Consider the following 15,892-nt stretch of genomic DNA (forward strand, 5'->3'; position numbering starts at 1 on the left):
AACCGGGTTTCCCCCATGCATCTTTCTGAACTGAAAGCGCTTCACGTCTCCGCCCTCATCAAGATGGGCGAGGAGCTGGAGATCGACAACGTCGCACGCCTGCGCAAGCAGGAGCTGATGTTCGCGATCATGAAGAAGCGCGCCAAGGCTGGCGAACAGGTCTTCGGCGACGGTGTGCTCGAAGTGCTGCCCGACGGCTTCGGCTTCCTGCGCTCGCCCGATGCCAGCTATATGGCCTCGACCGACGACATCTACCTCTCGCCCAGCCAGATCCGCCGCTTCAATCTGCACACCGGCGACATGATCGAAGGCGAGGTGCGCGTGCCCAAGGACGGCGAGCGTTACTTCGCCCTCGTCAAGGTGGACCGCGTCAACGAGCTGACGCCGGAGGAGAGCAAGCACAAGATCATGTTCGAGAACTTGACGCCCTTGTTCCCCAAGGAGCAGTTCAAGCTGGAGCGCGAGATGAAGGGCGACGAGAACATCGTCGGCCGCATCATCGACCTGATCGCGCCGATCGGCAAAGGCCAGCGCGCCCTGCTCGTTGCCCAGCCCAAGACCGGCAAGACGGTGATGATGCAGCAGCTCGCGCATGCCATCACCGCCAACCACCCCGACGCCCATCTGATGGTGCTGCTGGTGGACGAGCGCCCCGAGGAAGTGACCGAGATGCTGCGCACCGTGCGCGGCGAGGTCATCAGCTCGACCTTCGACGAGCCCGCCGCACGCCATGTGCAGGTGGCCGAGATGGTGATCGAGCGCGCCAAGCGCCTGGTGGAGCTGAAGAAGGACGTGGTGATCCTGCTGGACTCGATCACCCGCCTGGCCCGCGCCTACAACAACGTGCTGCCCAGTTCCGGCAAGGTGCTGACCGGTGGCGTGGATGCCAACGCCCTGCAGCGCCCCAAGCGCTTCTTCGGTGCGGCGCGCAATGTCGAGGAAGGCGGCTCGCTGACCATTATCGGCACGGCCCTGATCGACACCGGCAGCCGCATGGACGAGGTGATCTACGAAGAGTTCAAGGGCACCGGCAACTGCGAAATCCATCTGGATCGCCGCATGGCCGAGAAGCGCGTCTATCCCTCGATCCTGATCAACAAGTCCGGCACGCGCCGCGAGGAGCTGCTGCTCAAGCCCGAGATCCTGCAAAAGAGCTGGATCCTGCGCAAGCTGCTCTACAACATGGACGAGATCGAGGCGATGGAGTTCATCCTCGACAAGATGAAGGCCTCCAAGAACAACCACGACTTCTTCGACATGATGAGGCGCGGCGGTTGATTTGAGGAACCCGGCCGGAGCCCATGCGGCGCCGGCGGCCTGGCCTCTAGCAAACGAGGTTGGGCGCAGCCACCAAAGTTCAGTCTATAATCCGCGGTTTTCCGCTGTCGGAAAGTGCGCCACATGGTGTGGTGTGGCTCCCGGCACTGCAGCGAGAGGTTCTCCATGAAAGACGGCATTCACCCCAACTACCGCGAAGTGGCCTTCGTGGACCAATCCAACGGCTTCCAGTTCATCACGCGTTCGACCGTGCAGACCAAGGACAGCGTGGAACTCGCGGACGGCCGTAAGCTGCCGCTGGTCAAGCTGGAAACCACCAGCGAATCGCACCCCTTCTACACCGGCCAGCAAAAGAGCATCGACAACCTGGGCGGCCGCGTCGAGAAGTTCCGCACCAAGTTCGCACGCCTTGGCATCAAGAAGTAAGACCAGCGTCGACTCGGGTCGATTCAACATCGACTTGCACAAAGGCAGCCTCGGCTGCCTTTTTTCATGGCGACTTCAGGTCCGGCTCAGGCATCATGCGGACCGCAACCCCAACGAACAGATCCGCGTGTGACCCTGCCCACCCCTGCCATCGTTGCCGAGCGCGGCGCCCAGCGCATCCCGCGCTGGATACTGCTGCTGTTTTGCGCCGCCTATGTGCTGCCCGGCCTGCTGGGGCGCGGCCCATGGCGCAACGCGGATCTGAGCGCCTTTGGCTTCATGGCCAGCGTGGCCCAGGGTCATGCGCCCTGGCATGTGCCGGCGATCGCGGGCATCCCGGCCGATGGCGGCCTGCTGCCCTACTGGGTCGGCGCGCTGGCGATCAAGCTGCTGCCCTTTCTCTCCGCCGATCTGGCGGCCCGCCTGCCCTTTGGCGTGGCCTTGGCGGGGGTGCTGGCCCTGGTCTGGTACGCCACATTCCATCTGGCACGCACCGAGGCCGCCCAACCGGTGGCCTTTGCCTTTGGCGGCGAGGCCCATGCCACCGACTACGCGCGCGCGCTCGCCGATGGCGCCCTGCTGGCCATGATGGCCAGCCTGGGCCTGCTGCAACTGGGCCACGAGACCACGCCCGAGATCGTGCAGCTGCTGGCCACGGCCCTGTATGCCTATGCGCTGGCGGCCGCACCGTTCCGGCCGCGCAAGAGCCTGCTTGCCAGCCTGCTGGCGCTGCCCATGCTGGCGATGAGTGGTGCGCCGGCCGTGGCCCTGGGCCTGGGCCTGGCGGGCGCGCTGGTATGCCGCGGCAGCCACTACGAAACGGTGCGCAAGCTGCTGCCCTGGCTGCTGCTGTCCAGCGCCCTCGCCGCACTGGCCGCCTGGCCAATGGAAGGCTGGGCCTGGCGCCTGCACGCGCATTGGGCCTGGGAACTGCTGCCGCGCTACCTCAGCCTGCTGGCTTGGTTCAGCTGGCCGGCCTGGCCCTTGGCGGCCTGGACGCTATGGCGCTGGCGCGGCCACCTGATGCGCCGCCATATCCGCGTGCCCCTGGTGATCGCGGCCGTGCCCCTGCTCAGCAGCCTGCTGATGAACGCCTCCGACCGCGCCATGCTGCTGGCCCTGCCGCCCATGGCGGTGCTGGCGGCCTTTGCCCTGCCGACGCTGCGCCGCGGCGTGTCGGCGGCGATCGACTGGTTCTCGGTGTTCTTTTTCAGCGCCGTGGTGCTGTTCATCTGGCTCTACTACCTGTCCATGCAGACGGGCTGGCCGGCCACCCCGCTGGCGAATATCCGCCGCCTCGCCGATGGCTTCAAACCGCAATGGAGCGCTGCCGCCCTCGCGCTGGCCCTGCTCGGCAGCCTGGCCTGGCTGGCCCTGGTGCGTTGGCGCACCGCGCGCCACCAGCATGCCTTGTGGAAGAGCCTGGTACTGCCCGCCGGCGGCGTGGCCCTGGGCTGGCTGCTGCTGATGACGCTGGGCCTGCCGCCGATCGACTATGCGCGCAGCAATCTGCCCCTGGTGCAGCGCCTGGCCGCGCATCTGCCCAGGCAGGCGGGCTGCGTGGCGACGCCGGGGCTGCCCCTGCATGTGCTGGCGGCGATGGAATTCCAGGGCGGCTGGGCGGTTGACGCCAGCAAGGCGCTGGCACAAAGCGATTGCGCCCATGCGGTCGTCAGCGTCGACACCGCCACCCGGGCCGACGCCAGCTGGCAGGTGGTCGGCACGGTCAAGCGCCCGACCGAGCGCAACGCCAGCCTGGTCGTGCTGGCACGCCAGGCCGGGCGCTGAGCCATCAGGGTCCGCCGCCCATCATGGCGGCCTCGGCGCCGATCGCCAGATCGTCATTCATGCGCACGCGCGCGGCCGGGAACACCAGCCGGAAGCGTGAGCCTGCGCCCGGCTCGCTCTGGATGTCCAGCTCACCGCCATGGCGCTGCAGCACATGCTTGACGATGGACAGGCCCAGGCCGGTGCCACCGGTATCGCGTGAGCGGCTGCCGTCCACGCGGTAGAAGCGCTCGGTCAGGCGCGGCAGGTGCTCGCGTGCGATGCCCGGGCCGTTGTCGCTGACGCAGAGCTCGCCCGAGCCATCGGCCTGGATGCGCCAGCCAAGCGTGATGGCGCCGCCCTCCGGCGTGTAGCGCACCGCATTGCTGAGCAGATTGCTCACCGCGCTCAGCACCTCGGCCTCCACGCCGGCCAGCTCCACATGCTGTTCGCCGGGCAGGGTCAGCCGATGGCGGCCCGCCGACAGCGCCAGGGCATCGGCGCCCACGCGCGCCAGCAGCTTGTCCAGATTGATCCATTGATCGGCGGCCGGCCGCGGACTGCCCTCCAGCTGGGCCAGGGTCAGCAGATCGCTCACCAGGCTCTGCATGCGCTGGGTCTGCTGGCCCATCAGCTGCAGCACCCGGCGGCGTTCGGCCTCGGTGAGCTTGAGCGAGCTCATGGTCTCGATGAAGCCGGCCAGCACCGTCAAGGGCGTGCGGATCTCGTGCGAGACGTTGGCGACGAAATCGCGCCGCATCGCCTCGGCACGCTCGCGTTCCGTGACGTCCAGCGACAGCACCAGGCGCATGCCCTCGCCGTAGCCGCGCACGATCACCTGCAGGGTCGCACGACCGCGCGCATTCGTCAGGGTCAGGCCTTGCGCATACTGGCCTGATTGCAGGTGCGCAACAAAGGACGGGTAGCGCACCAGGTTCGTGATGCGCTGCTGCCGGTCGCGCACCGGGTCAAGCGAGAAATGATCCGCCGCGACACTGTTGCACCAGAGGATATGGTCCTGCGCATCCAGCAAGAGCACACCGTTGGGCGAGGCCTCGATGGCGGACAAGAACTGGTCCAGCTGCAGGCGCTCGCGCTGCAGCTGGCGCTCGCGCTCGCGCAGCGCGCGCTCGAAGCGGTATCCCAGCTCGCCCCAAAGTCCGGTGCCGCGCGGCGCATCGCCCTCCTGGGCGCCGCGCAGCCATTGGATGAGGCGATGGGCGCGCACCGCATCCAGCATCACCAGCGCAACCACGGCCATGGCAGCGCCCAGCAGGTGCGAGAGCAGCGGTACTCCCAGCCACTGCCCGACCCACAGGCCCAGCAGTCCGCCCAGGACGGCCACGATGGCCGAGACAATGATGCGAGACAGCAGCCAGCTCACGGCGCGCTCAGGCAGACAGCGCGCCGGCCTGCTGCGTGAGCCGGTAACCGGCGCCGCGCACGGTCTCTATCATGCGCTGGCACTCGACCTTCTCGAGTGCCTCGCGCAGGCGCTTCACATGCACGTCCACCGTGCGCTCCTCGATGAAGACATGGTCGCCCCAGACGCGGTCCAGCAGCTGTGAGCGGCTGTGCACGCGCTCCGGATGGGTCATGAAGAAGTGCAGCAGGCGGAACTCGGTGGGGCCCAGCTTCACCTCCACGCCCTCGCGGCCGACGCGGCGCGTGCCCGGGTCCAGGCTCAGGCCGCCGACCTCGACCACGCTGTCCAGCGCCTCGGGCGCCTTGCGCCGCAGCACCGCGCGTATGCGCGCCAGCAGCTCGTTGGTGGAGAAAGGCTTGGTCAGGTAGTCGTCGGCGCCGGCGTCAAGACCTGACACCTTGTCGGTCTCCTCGGCACGCGCGGTCAGCATGATGATGGGAAGCTCGCGGGTGCGCGCCTGGCCACGCCATTGACGCGCCAGGCTGAGGCCCGAAGCGCCGGGCAGCATCCAGTCCAGCACCACCAGATCGGGCAGCACCCGGTCCACCTCCAGCTGGGCCTGGTCGGCGCTGCCGGCCAGGGTCACGTCGAAACCTGCGTGGCGCAGATTGATGGAAATCAGCTCGGCAATCGCCGATTCGTCCTCGACCACCAGTACACGACTCATGCGTATTGCTCCTCGCAAGGCGCGCCTCAGCGCACCATGTTCTCAACGGCGTCGGGCGTGTTGTGCCGCACGTCTGTGCCCTTGACCACGTAGATGATCACTTCGGCCAGGTTCTTGGCGTGGTCGCCCACGCGCTCGATCGCCTTGGCCACAAACACCAGATCGATGCTGGAGGAAATCGTGCGCGGGTCTTCCATCATGTAGGTGATGAGCTTGCGCATCAGGCCCTCGAATTCCTTGTCGATCTGGTCATCCTGCTTCAGCACTTCCAGCGCACGCTCCACGTCCAGGCGCGCGAAGGCGTCCAGCGCCTTGCGCAGCTGCGCGATCGCCAGCTCGGCCTCGTAGGAGAGGTCCGACATCGGCAGGCGAAGGCGGCTCGATACGCCCGAGTTCACCAGCCTTTGCACGGTGCGCGCGATGCGCGCGGCCTCGTCGCCCACGCGCTCGAGATTGGCAATCGTCTTGGACACGGCGATCAGCAGGCGCAGATCGCGCGCGGTGGGCTGGCGGCGCGCGATGATGGTGGAGAGGTCGCGGTCGATCTCCACCTCCATCTGGTTCACGCGCTCTTCCTGCTTGAGCACGGCGTCGGCCAGCTCGCTGCTGTAGGTGGTGAGCGCCTCCACCGAATGCGCCACCTGGGCTTCGACGATGCCGCCCATCTCCAGCACACGGGTGGAGATGCCGCTGAGCTCGGCGTCGAACTGGGTCGAGAGATGCTTGTCAACCATGGGGTGATCCTCCTCTTGATTCAGCCGAAGCGGCCCGTGATGTAGTCTTCCGTGTCCTTGCGCTTGGGCTTCATGAAGAGCTCGGCGGTAGGGCCGAACTCGATCAGGTCGCCCAGGTACATATAGGCCGTGTAGTCCGAGCAGCGCGCCGCCTGCTGCATGTTGTGGGTCACGATGGCCACGGTGTAGTCGTTCTTGAGCTCATGGATGAGCTCCTCGATCTTGCCGGTGGAGATCGGGTCCAGCGCCGAGCAGGGTTCGTCCAGCAAGAGCACCTCGGGCTTGATGGCGATGCCACGTGCAATGCACAGGCGCTGCTGCTGGCCGCCGGAGAGGCCCGAACCGCTCTGGTTGAGCTTGTCCTTCACCTCGGTCCAGAGCGCCGCCTTCTTCAGCGCCCATTCCACGCGCTCGTCCATCTCCACGCGCGGCAGGGTCTCGAACAGGCGCACGCCGAAGGCGATGTTGTCGTAGATGGACATCGGGAAGGGGGTGGGCTTCTGGAACACCATGCCCACCTTGGCGCGCACCAGGGAGACATCCTCGCCGCTGGACAGGATGTCGTTGCCGTCCAGCAAGATCTGACCCTCGGCGCGCTGCTCGGGGTAGAGCTCGAACATGCGGTTGAGCGTGCGCAGCAGCGTGGACTTGCCGCAGCCCGAGGGGCCGATGAAGGCGGTGACCTTCTTCTCGGGGATGTCCAGGTTGATGCTCTTGAGGGCGTGGAAATTGCCGTAATAGAAATTCAGGTCGCGCACCGAGAGCTTGGCTTTCTCGCTCACGGGCAGGTCAACTTTGGCGTCCATGGTCGGGTCTCGCTTCAGTGCTTGTTCTTGAACAGGACGCGCGCCAGGATATTCAGCAGCAGCACGCCCATGGTGATGAGGAAGACCCCCGCCCAGGCCAGCTTCTGCCAGTTCTCGTAGGGGCTCATCGCGAATTTGAAGATCGTCACCGGCAGGCTGGCCATGGGCTCGGCCAGCGAGCTGGTCCAGAACTGGTTGGACAGGGCGGTGAACAGCAGCGGCGCGGTCTCGCCCGAGATGCGCGCCAGCGCCAGCAGGATGCCGGTGATCACACCGGCGCGCGCCGACTTCAGGGTGATGGAGAGGATCACCTTCCACTTCGGTGTGCCCAGGGCATAGGCGGCCTCGCGCAGGGCATTGGGCACCAGGCTCAGCATGTTCTCGGTGGTGCGTATCACCACCGGGATAACGATCAGGGCCAGCGCCAGCACGCCGGCGAAGCCCGAGAAGCTCTTCAGCCTTGCCACCACCACCGCATAGATGAAGAGGCCCACCACGATGGAGGGCGCGGACAGCAGGATGTCGTTGATGAAGCGCACGGTGCTGCCCAGCCAGGTCTTCTGGCCATACTCGGCCAGATAGACGCCACACAGCACGCCGATCGGCGTGCCCAGCGCCGTGGCCAGGCCGACCATCACGATGGAGCCGAAGATGGCGTTCGCCAGGCCACCGCCCTCGGCCTGCGGGGGCGGGGTCATCTCGGTGAAGGTGGCCAGGTTGAGGCCGTCAAAGCCCAGGCGCACCGTCTCGAACAGGATCCAGAACAGCCAGAACAGGCCGAAGGCCATGGCGGCCAACGACAGCGTCAGCGCGATCGCGTTGACGCGTTTGCGCCTGGCATGCATGCGCAGGCGCGAGGCGGAGATGCTGGCACTCATGCGCGCGCTCCTTCGCTCTTCTTGAGACGGGCCAGCAAGACCTTGGAGCACGCCAGCACCACAAAGGTGATGAAGAACAGCACCAGGCCCAGATAGATCAGCGAGGCCTGGTGCAGGCCCTCGCCGGCTTCGGCGAACTCATTCGCCAGCGCCGAGGTGATGCTGTTGGCGGCCTCGAACACCGAGAGTGAATTCAGCTGGTTCATATTGCCGATCACGAAGGTCACGGCCATGGTCTCGCCCAGCGCCCGGCCCAGGCCCAGCATCACGCCGCCCATCACGCCGGTCTTGGTATAGGGCAGCACCACGCGCGAGACCACCTCCCAGGTGGTGGCACCCAGGCCGTAGGCGGATTCCTTGAGCATCGGCGGCGTGACCTCGAACACGTCGCGCATCACCGAGGCGATGAAGGGAATGATCATGATGGCCAGGATGATGCCGGCCGAGAGGATGCCGATGCCCACCGGCGGGCCCGACACCAGGGCGCCCAGATAGGGCACGCCGCTCAAGAGGCTTTGCAGCGGCTGCTGCACATAGGTGGCGAGGATGGGGCCGAACACTAGCAGGCCCCACATGCCATAGACGATGGAGGGCACGGCGGCCAGCAACTCGACGGCGATACCCAGCGGACGCTTGAGCCAGCTGGGCGAAAGCTCGGTCAGGAACACGGCAATGCCGAAGCTCACCGGCACCGCGATCACCAGGGCAATCAGCGAGGTGGTGAGGGTGCCGTAAATCATCACCAGGCCGCCGAACTTTTCCTGCACCGGGTCCCAGTCGCTGGTCCAGAGAAAGCTCAGGCCGTACTTCTCGATAGCCGGCGCCGCGCCGAACAGCAGCGAGACCAGGATGCCCACTAGCAGTGACAGGGTCAGCCAGGCCGCGCCCTGGGCCAGGATGGCAAACAAGGCGTCGGCCCAGGGCGCCACCACCTTGCGGGTCGGCGGGTTGCCCTGGGGCCGTATGCGCTCCAGACTGGGGTCGCTGCTGATGGGATTGGCTGGGAGTATGGCGGCCACGGGACCTCCGCTGAGGAAAACAAAGTGGCGCCTTGGCGGTCGCAGGGGGCCTTGGAACCCTTCTGCGGACACCAGGCGCCCGGGCATCACTTGAAGCTGACGGCCTTGCCGGCGGCATCCTTCAGATTGTCGGCCCAGAGCTTGCGCACCAGATCCTTCACCGAGGCCGGCAGCGGCACATAGTCCATGTCGTCGGCGGACTTGTCGCCATTGGCATAGGCCCAGTCGAAGAACTTCAGTGCGTTCGCTGCATTGGCCGGCTTATCCTGCTGCTTGTGCATCAGGATGAAGGTGGCGCCGGTGATGGGCCAGCTGTCCTTGCCGGGCTGCTCGGTCAGCACCTGGTAGAAGCTCTTGGTCCACTCAGCACCGGCGGCTGCGGCCTTGAAGGCGCTGTCGGCGGGCGCGACGAAGTTGCCGGCCTGGTTCTTCAGCAGCACATGGGACATCTTGTTCTGCTTGGCATAGGCGTACTCGACATAGCCGATCGAGTTGGGTAGGCGCATAACGAAGGCCGACACGCCCTCATTGCCCTTGCCGCCCGCGCCGGTCGGCCAGTTGACCGCCGTGCCCTCGCCCACCTTGCCCTTCCACTCGGCGTTGACCTTGGAGAGGTAGTTGGTGAACAGGAAGCTGGTGCCCGAGCCATCGGCGCGGCGCACCGGCGCGATCACAGCGTCGGGCAGGGCCACGCCGGGATTCAGCGCCGCAATGGCCGCATCGTTCCACTTCGTGATCTTGCCCAGATAGATGTCACCCAGCACCTGGCCGGTCAAACGCAGCTGGCCCGGGGCGATACCCTTCACATTGACCACCGGCACCACGCCGCCGATCACGGTGGGGAACTGCACCAGGCCGTCCTTGGCCAGCTCCTCGTCCTTCAGCGGCGCGTCGGAGGCGCCGAAGTCCACCGTCTTGGCCTTGATCTGGCGGATCCCAGCGCCCGAACCGACCGATTGGTAGTTGATGCGCGCACCGCTGGCCTTGTTGTAGGCATCCGCCCATTTGGCATAGATAGGTGCCGGGAAGGAGGCGCCAGCACCGGTGACGTCCTGCGCCTGTGCAGCAGGCAGGGCCCAGGCGCAAGCCGCAAAGATCAAGCCGACTCGGAGTTGCTTCTTCAAGGTCATACAGGTCCTATCGCAAGGGGTTGGTTGGCGATGGAGCGGATGCTATGACCCCAATATGACATGCCAGTGACAGGCCTGTCACTCGGCGCGTGGCGGGCCAAAGCGTCACATTCGGTTCACGGGTCTGTCACAAAGCCTGAATAAGCTGGCCGCAAAGGGGAAGAAGCGGGGGAATGGGCCCCTGTCAGAACCCGTTTAGCCGAAGGAGACCCCTCATGAACCAGCTTTATCGACTTGCCGCCGCCGCTCTGGCCTGCCTGATCGCCGCCTGCGCCAGCACGCCTGCGCCCGCCCCCCTGGCCGACACCCTGGCCCGCAACCCGCAACTCAGCACCTTCAACCGCTTGGTGCAGCAGGCCGGCCTGCAGGAGCAGCTGCGCGCCGCCGGCCCGCTGACCGTGTTCGCCCCCTCCGACGAGGCCTTCAAGGCCGTGCCGGCCAAGACCCTGGACGCCCTGGCCGCCAACCCCGCAGAGTTGAAGGCGGTGCTGAACTACCACCTGCTGAACGCTAAGCTGGCCGCCGCCGATGTGCAGACCGGCAACGCCAAAACCGTGCAGGGCGCCCCTGTGGCACTGGCCCGCGCCGGCGAGTTCGTGACGGTCGAGGACGCGATGGTGCAACAGGCCGACATCATGGCCACCAACGGTGTCGCCCATGTGATCGATCGCGTGCTGACGCCGCCGAAGAAGTAAAGAAGACACACATGCGAAAGGGCCACCGCGAGGTGGCCCTTCTCGATGCAGCGAGGCGCTCGCTCAGGCGCGCACGGCGTCCACCAGACGCTCAGCGCAGCTCCTGGCCAGCGAGGCGTCGCTGGCCTCCACCATCACGCGCAGCAACGGCTCTGTGCCCGAGGCGCGTATCAGCACCCGGCCACGCGAGGCCAGCTCGGCCGTGACCTCGGCCTGGGCCTGGGCCAGCGCGCCATTGCTCTTCCAATCCTGGCCGGTCTGCAGGCGCACATTGATGAGGGTCTGCGGGAACAGGTCCACCCCCTGCAGCTGCTCGGCCAAGCTGCGCCCGGTGCGGCTGATGGCCTGCAGCACCAGCAGCGCGCTGACGATACCGTCTCCGGTCGTGTGCTTGTCCAGCGCCAGCAAATGGCCCGAGCCTTCGCCGCCCAGTTGCCAGCCACGTGCGCTGAGCTCCTCCAGCACATAGCGGTCGCCCACCTTAGCGCGCACGAACTCGACGTCGCGGCTCTTCAGCGCCAGCTCCACCGCCATATTGGTCATCAGCGTGCCCACCGCGCCCGGCACACGCAGGCCCTGGTTGAGGCGGTCGGCCACCATCACATAAAGCAACTCGTCGCCGTTGTAGAGCCGGCCCTGCGCGTCCACCAGTTGCAGGCGGTCGGCATCGCCGTCCAGCGCCACCCCGTAATGCGCGCCATGCTCCTTGACCGCCTTCACCAGCGCCGCCGGTGCGGTGGCGCCGCAACCGTCGTTGATATTGAAGCCGTCAGGGCTGCAGCCGATCGAGACGACCTCGGCACCGAGCTCGTGGAACACATCGGGCGCCACGTGATAGGCCGCGCCGTTGGCGGCATCCACCACGATCTTCAGGCCCTTGAGGGTCAGGTCCGAGCCGAAGCTGTTCTTGCAGAACTCGATGTAGCGGCCACGCGCGTCCTGCAGGCGGCGGGCGCGGCCGAGATTGGCCGAGTCCACCCAAGTCGGCGCCTCCTCCAGCGCCTGCTCCACGGCCAGCTCCCAGGCGTCGGGCAGCTTCTCGCCCTTGGCGGAAAAGAACTTGATGCCGTTGTCGGCGAAGGGATTGTGCGAGGCCGAGATCACCACCCCCAGATCCAGCCGCAGCGCGCGCGTCAGATAGGCCACGCCGGGCGTGGGCAGGGGGCCGGTAAGCAGCACATCGACGCCCGCCGAGGCAAAGCCCGCCTCCAGCGACGACTCCAGCATATAGCCGGAGATACGCGTGTCCTTGCCAATCAGCACGGTGGGCCGGCCACCGCCCTTGCGCAGCACGCGGCCCACCGCATGGCCCAGGCGCAGCATGAAGTCAGGCGTGATCGGCGACTGGCCCACGGTGCCACGGATGCCATCGGTTCCAAAATACGTACGGCTCATTGCGAGCATCCTCCTGAAATCTCTATGGCCGGATTCTCGCCGATCGCCGGGCCGGTACTGCCACCCGCCGCCCCCCACACCTTGATGGCATCGACCGTGGCCGCGACATCGTGCACACGTAGCACGCGCGCACCCTGCGCCACCGCGGCCAAGGCGGCGGCGAGGCTGGCGGCCAGGCGCTCGTCGACCGGCCGGCCCGTGATGGCGCCCAGCGATGATTTGCGCGACCAGCCCACCAGCAGCGGATAGCCCAGCTCCAGCAAACGCGCCTGCTCGCGCAGCAGCTGGAAGTTCTGCTCCACCGTCTTGGCGAAGCCGTAACCCGGGTCCAGCAGGATGCGATCGGCGGCGGCGCCGAGCCGGCGCAGATGATCGGCGCGGGCCGCCAGAAACGCGGCCACCTCGCCGGTGATGTCGCCGTAGCCGGTCAGGCCCTGCATGCTGGCTGGATCGCCACGCATATGCATCAGGCACATGCCGCAGCTCGGATGGGCGGCCACCAGTTCGGCCGCGCCGGGCATTTGCAGGGCCTGGATGTCGTTGACGATGTCCACGCCCAGATCCAAGGCGCGCTGCATGGTGCTGGGCTTGTAGCTATCGACCGAGACCGGCACCCCCAGCTGCAGCGCGGCCTTCAGCACCGGCTCGATCCGCGCCCATTCCTCCTGCGGGCCCAGCGCCGGTGCTCCCGGACGGCTGGATTCGCCGCCGATGTCCAGCAGATCGGCACCCTCGGCCAGCAGCTGCTCGCAATGCGCGATCGCCGCATGCGCCTCGCCATGCTGGCCGCCATCCGAGAAGGAGTCGGGAGTGACGTTGACGATGCCCATCACCAGGGGCTTGTCGAGCGCGATGCGAAAGCGTGTGGTCTGCCAGTGAGCCATGCGGGTGCCATGAAAAGAAAAGGGGCCGGTCCTTGCAGACGGCCCCATCGGGATGCTTGATGCTTCTTGCGTCAGGCCGCGGCGTGCGCGTTGCCGGCGCTCAGCGCGGTGGCATTGCCATCGTTTTTGCCACCACTGGGCGGGGTCCAGTCCTTGGGTGGGCGCGGTGGGCGGCCGCCCATGATGTCGTCGATCTGGTCGGCATCGATGGTTTCCCATTCCAGCAAGGCCTTGGCCATCGCGTGCATCTTCTCCATGTTCTCCTCGATGTGCTTGCGGGCAATGCCGTATTGCTCATCGATGATGCGGCGCACGACCTGGTCAACCTTGCGCATGGTCTCTTCCGACATGGTGGTGGTCTTGGTGACCGAGCGGCCCAGGAAGACCTCGCCCTCGTTCTCCGCATAGACCATCGGGCCCAGCTCGTCGGTCATGCCGTAGCGCGTCACCATGTCGCGGGCAATCTGGGTGGCGCGCTCGAAGTCGTTGCTGGCACCGGTGGTCATCTGGTTCATGAACACCTCTTCGGCGATACGGCCACCGAACAGCACCGAGATGGTGGAGAGCATGCGCTCCTTGTCCATGCTGTAGCGATCACCTTCGGGCAATTGCATGGTCACGCCGAGGGCACGGCCACGCGGGATCACCGTCACCTTGTGCACCGGATCGGTTTTGGGCATCAGCCGCGCCACCAGGGCATGGCCGGCCTCGTGGTAGGCGGTGTTCTTGCGCTCTTCCTCGGGCATGACCATGGATTTGCGCTCGGGGCCCATCATGATCTTGTCCTTGGCCTTCTCGAAGTCCACCATCTCCACCACACGGCCATTGCGGCGTGCGGCAAAGAGGGCGGCCTCGTTGACCAAATTGGCCAGATCGGCACCTGAGAAACCGGGCGTGCCACGGGCCAGGATGTCGGCGCGGATGTCCTGCCCCACCGGCACCTTGCGCATATGCACGTTGAGGATCTGCTCACGGCCACGCACGTCCGGCAGGGTCACATAGACCTGGCGGTCGAAACGGCCGGGACGCAGCAGGGCGGGATCCAGGATGTCCGGACGGTTGGTCGCGGCCATCACGATGACACCGAGATTGGTCTCGAAGCCGTCCATCTCGACCAGCATCTGATTCAGCGTCTGCTCGCGCTCGTCGTTGCCGCCGCCCAGGCCGGCACCACGGTGGCGGCCGACGGCGTCGATTTCATCCACGAAGATGATGCAGGGCGCACTCTTCTTGGCCTGCTCGAACATGTCGCGCACACGGGCCGCGCCCACGCCAACGAACATCTCGACGAAGTCGGAGCCAGAGATCGAGAAGAACGGCACCTTGGCCTCACCGGCGATGGCCTTGGCCAGCAGCGTCTTGCCGGTACCCGGAGGGCCGACCAGCAGCACGCCGCGCGGAATGCGGCCGCCCAGCTTCTGGAATTTCTGCGGATCCTTGAGGAAGTCCACCAGTTCCTTGACCTCTTCCTTGGCCTCGTCGCAACCGGCGACGTCGGCGAAGGTGGTGGAATTGTTGGCCTCGTCCAGCATGCGCGCCTTGCTCTTGCCGAAGCTGAAGGCGCCGCCCTTGCCGCCGCCCTGCATCTGGCGCATGAAGTAGACCCACACGCCGATCAGCAGCAGCATCGGGCCCCAGCTGACCAAGAGACTCATCAGCAGCGAAGGCTCCTCACGCTGGCGCACATCGAACTTGACGCCGTTGTTGATCAGGTCGCCCACCAGGCCACGGTCCAGATAGGTGGCCGTGCTGCGCAGCTTCTTGTCGTCATTGGTGGTGGCGATGATCTCGGTACCGCCATTGCCCTCTTGCAAGGTCACCTGCTTGATGCGACGCGCTCTCACCTCTTCGAGGAAATCGGAGTAACCGATCTGGTTCCCCTGGGCCGCGCCCCGATCGAACTGCTTGAAGACGGTGAACAGCACCAGGGCTATCACCATCCAAACAGCTACTTTCGAGAACCACTGATTGTTCACCGCGACTCCTTATTCGATGTCACACCGACCGCCACTGTGCGATCAATGCCCGGCATATGGGGTTGATTCTATTGCAGTCAAGCCACCAAGCCTGATTGGCTTTCTGAAGCTTGACCATAGTCCTGCACAAGCTGCGTGACTATTTGAGGCCTATGCCCACCAGAAAGGTCTCCGAGGAGCGGTCGCGCGAGGCCTTGGGCTTGATCGGCTTGACCTTCTTGAAGTTCTGCTTGAAGAGCTCGACCAGCTCGTTGTAGCCGGCACCATGGAAGACCTTGGCCACCAAGGCGCCGTCGGCCTTGAGGTGATGGCGCGCGAAGTCGATGGCCAGTTCGATCAACAGTTCCACCCGCGCCGCATCGGTGGACGCGATGCCGGACAGATTGGGCGCCATGTCCGACACCACCACATCCACCGCACGCCCCGCCAGCGCCGCCTCCAATTGCTGCAGCACCTCTTCCTCACGGAAATCCCCCTGGATGAAGTGCACGCCCTCGATCGGCTCCATCTCCAGCAGGTCCAGCGAAATGATGGTGCCGTTGAGCTCGCCGACCGCCGCGCCGCCCACGCCGGCCTCCTTGGGGGCAAAGCGGCGCCGCAGGTATTGGCTCCAGGCGCCCGGCGCCGAGCCCAGATCGACCACCACCTGGCCCGGCCGGAACAGCTTCAACTCCTCGTCGATCTCCTTGAGCTTGTAGGCGGCGCGGGCCCGATAGCCCTCGCGCTGCGCCAGCTTCACATAAGGATCAGAGATGTGGTCGTGCAGCCAGGCCTTGTTGATCTTCTTGCTTTTGCTATCGATTTTCATGAT

Annotated in this window: 15 protein-coding genes; 4 read left to right on the forward strand and 11 right to left on the reverse strand. The window is 66.0% G+C overall.

The window, feature by feature from the left end; all coding sequences use genetic code 11:
• Positions 1 to 15 precede the first annotated feature (15 nt).
• The 3 genes from rho (at position 16) to WG898_RS19610 (ending at position 3,492) form a co-directional block, all read left to right on the forward strand.
• The gene (gene rho / locus WG898_RS19600; RefSeq protein ID WP_285232508.1) at positions 16 to 1,278 is read left to right on the forward strand and encodes a transcription termination factor Rho; all 1,263 of its coding nucleotides are present in this window, start codon (positions 16 to 18) and stop codon (positions 1,276 to 1,278) included.
• Positions 1,279 to 1,443: 165 nt separating this feature from the next.
• Complete coding sequence (locus WG898_RS19605) at positions 1,444 to 1,704, forward strand: type B 50S ribosomal protein L31 (RefSeq protein ID WP_339604469.1); 261 nt, start codon at positions 1,444 to 1,446, stop codon at positions 1,702 to 1,704.
• 129 nt (positions 1,705 to 1,833) lie between these two features.
• Positions 1,834 to 3,492 (forward strand): hypothetical protein, encoded by a 1,659-nt coding sequence (locus WG898_RS19610; RefSeq protein ID WP_339604470.1) that lies wholly within the window; start codon positions 1,834 to 1,836, stop codon positions 3,490 to 3,492.
• A gap of 4 nt (positions 3,493 to 3,496) precedes the next feature.
• Here the strand turns inward: WG898_RS19610 and phoR are convergent, their stop codons facing one another.
• The 7 genes from phoR to pstS form a co-directional block, all read right to left on the reverse strand.
• Entirely contained in the window at positions 3,497 to 4,855 is a 1,359-nt protein-coding gene (gene phoR / locus WG898_RS19615) for a phosphate regulon sensor histidine kinase PhoR (protein WP_339604471.1), read from the reverse strand.
• Between the two features lie 7 nt (positions 4,856 to 4,862).
• Positions 4,863 to 5,564: a phosphate regulon transcriptional regulator PhoB gene (phoB, locus tag WG898_RS19620; protein WP_339604472.1), complete on the reverse strand. Its 702-nt coding sequence runs from the start codon at positions 5,562 to 5,564 to the stop codon at positions 4,863 to 4,865.
• A 26-nt stretch (positions 5,565 to 5,590) separates the two neighbouring features.
• The gene (gene phoU, locus WG898_RS19625) at positions 5,591 to 6,298 is read right to left on the reverse strand and encodes a phosphate signaling complex protein PhoU (protein WP_339604473.1); all 708 of its coding nucleotides are present in this window, start codon (positions 6,296 to 6,298) and stop codon (positions 5,591 to 5,593) included.
• Between the two features lie 20 nt (positions 6,299 to 6,318).
• A complete protein-coding gene (pstB, locus tag WG898_RS19630) occupies positions 6,319 to 7,104 on the reverse strand; it encodes a phosphate ABC transporter ATP-binding protein PstB (protein WP_285232514.1) in 786 nt (261 codons plus the stop codon).
• Between the two features lie 14 nt (positions 7,105 to 7,118).
• Positions 7,119 to 7,982 (reverse strand): phosphate ABC transporter permease PstA, encoded by an 864-nt coding sequence (gene pstA / locus WG898_RS19635; protein WP_339604474.1) that lies wholly within the window; start codon positions 7,980 to 7,982, stop codon positions 7,119 to 7,121.
• Positions 7,979 to 8,956: a phosphate ABC transporter permease PstC gene (pstC, locus tag WG898_RS19640; protein ID WP_339604676.1), complete on the reverse strand. Its 978-nt coding sequence runs from the start codon at positions 8,954 to 8,956 to the stop codon at positions 7,979 to 7,981. The genes pstA and pstC overlap by 4 nt, the downstream gene beginning before the upstream one ends.
• Before the next feature lie 131 nt (positions 8,957 to 9,087).
• Complete coding sequence (gene pstS / locus WG898_RS19645; protein ID WP_339604475.1) at positions 9,088 to 10,131, reverse strand: phosphate ABC transporter substrate-binding protein PstS; 1,044 nt, start codon at positions 10,129 to 10,131, stop codon at positions 9,088 to 9,090.
• A gap of 215 nt (positions 10,132 to 10,346) precedes the next feature.
• On the opposite strand from pstS, the gene WG898_RS19650 reads away from it, so the two are divergent.
• Complete coding sequence (locus WG898_RS19650; RefSeq protein ID WP_339604476.1) at positions 10,347 to 10,826, forward strand: fasciclin domain-containing protein; 480 nt, start codon at positions 10,347 to 10,349, stop codon at positions 10,824 to 10,826.
• A gap of 63 nt (positions 10,827 to 10,889) precedes the next feature.
• On the opposite strand, the gene glmM is transcribed toward WG898_RS19650, so the two are convergent.
• The 4 genes from glmM to WG898_RS19670 form a co-directional block, all read right to left on the reverse strand.
• On the reverse strand, positions 10,890 to 12,221 hold the full coding sequence (glmM, locus tag WG898_RS19655) for a phosphoglucosamine mutase (RefSeq protein ID WP_339604477.1): 1,332 nt from the start codon (positions 12,219 to 12,221) through the stop codon (positions 10,890 to 10,892).
• Complete coding sequence (folP, locus tag WG898_RS19660) at positions 12,218 to 13,105, reverse strand: dihydropteroate synthase (RefSeq protein ID WP_339604478.1); 888 nt, start codon at positions 13,103 to 13,105, stop codon at positions 12,218 to 12,220. Before folP ends, glmM begins: the two co-directional genes overlap by 4 nt.
• A 71-nt stretch (positions 13,106 to 13,176) precedes the next feature.
• Positions 13,177 to 15,081 carry an ATP-dependent zinc metalloprotease FtsH gene (gene ftsH, locus WG898_RS19665; protein WP_339604479.1) on the reverse strand — a complete coding sequence of 635 codons (1,905 nt, stop codon included), beginning with the start codon at positions 15,079 to 15,081 and terminating at the stop codon, positions 13,177 to 13,179.
• Between the two features lie 139 nt (positions 15,082 to 15,220).
• Positions 15,221 to 15,889 carry an RlmE family RNA methyltransferase gene (locus WG898_RS19670; RefSeq protein WP_339604480.1) on the reverse strand — a complete coding sequence of 223 codons (669 nt, stop codon included), beginning with the start codon at positions 15,887 to 15,889 and terminating at the stop codon, positions 15,221 to 15,223.
• Positions 15,890 to 15,892 lie beyond the last annotated feature (3 nt).

The sequence above is a fragment of the Paucibacter soli genome, from assembly GCF_037482845.1.
In the GTDB taxonomy this organism is placed as follows: Bacteria; Pseudomonadota; Gammaproteobacteria; order Burkholderiales; family Burkholderiaceae_C; genus Paucibacter_B; species Paucibacter_B soli.